Annotated in this window: 2 rRNA genes; both read right to left on the reverse strand. The window is 55.4% G+C overall.

Annotation, left to right across the window (positions count from 1 at the left end):
- Nucleotides 1-9: 9 nt before the first annotated feature.
- Nucleotides 10-131 (reverse strand): 5S ribosomal RNA (gene rrf, locus AC1XDK_RS30690).
- A gap of 131 nt (nucleotides 132-262) precedes the next feature.
- Nucleotides 263-3183: ribosomal RNA gene (locus AC1XDK_RS30695) — 23S ribosomal RNA — on the reverse strand.
- Nucleotides 3184-3395 lie beyond the last annotated feature (212 nt).

A 3395-nucleotide genomic window follows, 5' to 3' on the forward strand; every position in this document is an offset into this window, starting at 1 on the left:
AGTATGAGTGGAAGGCGGCGAATCGAATTTCCCAGAGGCTCGCGCACTCCAGTACTGACCGAAACGCAGACAGGCTTAACTTCCGTGTTCGGGATGGGTACGGGTGTCGCCCTGTCGCTCTGGCCGCCTTAACGTCGATTCACGGAATCGAACCGTGACATGGATACCAATCATCGATGGTCCGACCAACCGATATGTACGTGCAATCCAGTATACGCCTGGACTCACACACGAGAGTGTGTATGAAACCAAATGCGGTATGATTGTGTGGCGTCGATCTGTTAGTACTCGCGGACTGAACGCCTCGTTGCCTCGGCGCGTACATCCCGAGCCTATCGAACTCGTCTTCTACGAGTGATCTCAGGTGATACTTCTTTTCCAAGTGGGTTTCGAGCTTAGATGCGTTCAGCTCTTACCCCGTGGTGCGTAGCTGCCCGGCACGCGCCCTCTCGGACGACCGGTACACCAGTGGCACCCATTCGTAGTTCCTCTCGTACTATACGAACGTTCTCGTCAAGTATCGTAACACCCCCAATAGATAGCAGCCGACCTGTCTCACGACGGTCTAAACCCAGCTCACGACCTCCTTTAATAGGCGAACAACCTCACCCTTGCCCGCTTCTGCACGGGCAGGATGGAGGGAACCGACATCGAGGTAGCAAGCCACCGGGTCGATATGTGCTCTTGCCGGTGACGACTCTGTTATCCCTAAGGTAGCTTTTCTGTCATCAATGGGCCGCAACAAGCAGCCTCATTGGTTCGCTAGACCACGCTTTCGCGTCAGCGTCCCTCGTTGTGTAGGACACTGTCAGACTTCCTTTTGCTCTTGCGCTCTTCCTCGGGTCTCCGACCCGAGTGAGGAAATCTTGGGGCGCGCTCGATATCTTTTCGAGCGCGTACCGCCCCAGTCAAACTGCCTGGCTACCGGTGTCCTCCGCCAGGAGTGAGGGTCGCAGTCACTACCGGGTAGTATTTCACTGATGCCTCGGTGATCCGCTAGCGCGGATACCTGTGTAGCGGCTCCTACCTATGTCTGCACAGTAGCGACCACGTCCCAGCGACAGCCTGCAGTAAAGCTCTATAGGGTCTTCGCTTCCCCTTGGGGGTCTCCAGACTCCGCACTGGAATGTACAGTTCACCGGGCCCAACGTTGGGACAGTGACGCTCTCATTGATCCATTCATGCAAGCCGCTACTGAAGCGGCAAGGTACTACGCTACCTTAAGAGGGTCATAGTTACCCCCGCCGTTAACGGGTCCTTCGTCCTATTGTACTAGGTGTTCAGATACCCGCACTGGGCAGGATTCAGTGACCGTACGAGTCCTTGCGGATTTGCGGTCACCTATGTTGTTACTAGACAGTTGGAGCGTCCGAGTCACTGCGGCCTGCCCTTATACAGGGCAGGCATCCCTTATCGCGAACTTACGGGACTAACTTGCCGAATTCCCTAACGTCGGTTGCTCCCGACAGACCTTGGCTTTCACCGCCAGAGTACCTGTGTCGGATCTCGGTACGATTAACACACTCGTCTTTTCACGGGCCCCAGGTTGGAATGACTTTCGCTGTCCCACCGTTCATCCGCTTCCTGCCATTACGGCTTCCACGGATTTTGATGGTTGGACCGGGCGAAGGCCCGGTTCATTCTACCCCAAGGCGTCGACTTTTAGTGGTGTTAGCACTGGAATATTAACCAGTTTCCCTATTGTCCTATTCGAATTACGGTAGGACTTAGGATCGGCTAACCCTCAGCTGATTAGCATTGCTGAGGAACCCTTACTCATAAGGTCGTCGGGGGTCTAACCCGACTAACGCTGCTACTATGGCCAGGATTTTCGATACTGAACGGTCCACACGAACTCTCGCCCGTGCTTCCACCCATCCAGAATGCCAACCTACTAGATCGCTCGATCAAGAGCGCTGCTAGGTCTCGGTGGCGAGCTTGAGCCCCGATCATTTTCGGCGCCGCAAACCTCGGCCGGTAAGCTGTTACGCTGTTCTTAGAGGGTAGCTGCTTCTAAGCTCACCTCCCGGCTGTTTAGGGCTTGCGACCACCTTCAATCGCACTTAGCTCGCACTTTGGGACCTTAACCCAGCTCTGGGTTGTCTCCCTCACGGTACACAGGCTTACCCCGCGCACCGGATTCCTCACGTCAACGGCGTCCGTAGGTTTGGAGTTTGACAGGGAGGCCGACTCCTCTCGGAGGCGGTTCTCCCAATCGGTCGCTCTACCCCACGAACTACCTTAGTGAAGGTCATGCTTCGACATGTTTCGGTTGGAACCAGCTGTTGCCGGATTCGATGGGCCTTTCACCCCTACACATAAGTCACGAGAGGGTATTGTAGGACACCAACTCTAACAGACCTCCACGTGGCTTTCGCCACGCTTCGTCTTGCTCATGCGTAGATCATCCGGTTTCGGGTCGTGTCCGATTGACTCCTCGCCCTTGAAGACGATGGCCCTCACGCAAAGCGCTGCGGCCGTATTGGTTTCCCTGTGCCTGCCCCGATTCGCGGGTTAGGCTCGCCAATCAAACACACTCCCTGGCTCGTTTTTCAAAACGTACGACAGAACATCGGCTCCCACCGATTCCTACTGCGGACTTGCGTCCGGGTCGTTTTTCGGTGGGCCTTGTATGCCCTGTCGCTCCATCGCCACCTGAGTTCAGGCCCTATTGCACCTCCCTTTTCGGGGTGCTTTTCAGCGTTCGTTCACACTACTTGTTCGCTATCGGTCTCGAGTCGTATTGAGTCTTCGCGGTCGTTGCCCGCGATATTCACAAGGGATTTCCGACCCCTGCTACTCGGGAGCTGACGCACATCGTACTGGTTCTCATTACGGGATTGTCACCCTGTTTCATGCTCCGTTCCAGGAGACTTCATGAGACGGTTCCGATGATGAATGTCAGTCCGGACACCACATTGCCCGTGAGGGCTTCGGTTTGGACTGTGTCGTGTTCACTCGCCGTTACTAGCGACATCGCGTTTGCTTTTTGTTCCTGCCGATACTGAGATGTTTCAATTCTCGGCGTTCCCCATTGCGCGAAGCAATTGCGGTGGGGATTCCCATTTAGAGATCTGTAGTTCTTCGCCTCCGTGCGGCTTCCTACAGCTTTTCGCAGCTTGGCACGTCCGTCGTCGGCGCTCGAGCCGAGCCATTCACCAGGTGGCACAGTAGCCACGTTGGAATAACTTGGATTCACTGTAAACTCACGATGTGTGAGTCCAGTGGACGTCTGGATTGCACGTACATACGGTTGTCATTGCACGACACGGTGGTCGCCGGTGCGTGCGTCGAACCCTTCCCAACCTCGTTTTCACGGGTTGGTGCATCGGTTTGTTGGGAATAGTTCGTTTCGTCGCCCACTACTTAAGGGGCACGATTCGAACCGTCCCACG

The organism is Haladaptatus sp. HS23, assembly GCF_056892285.1.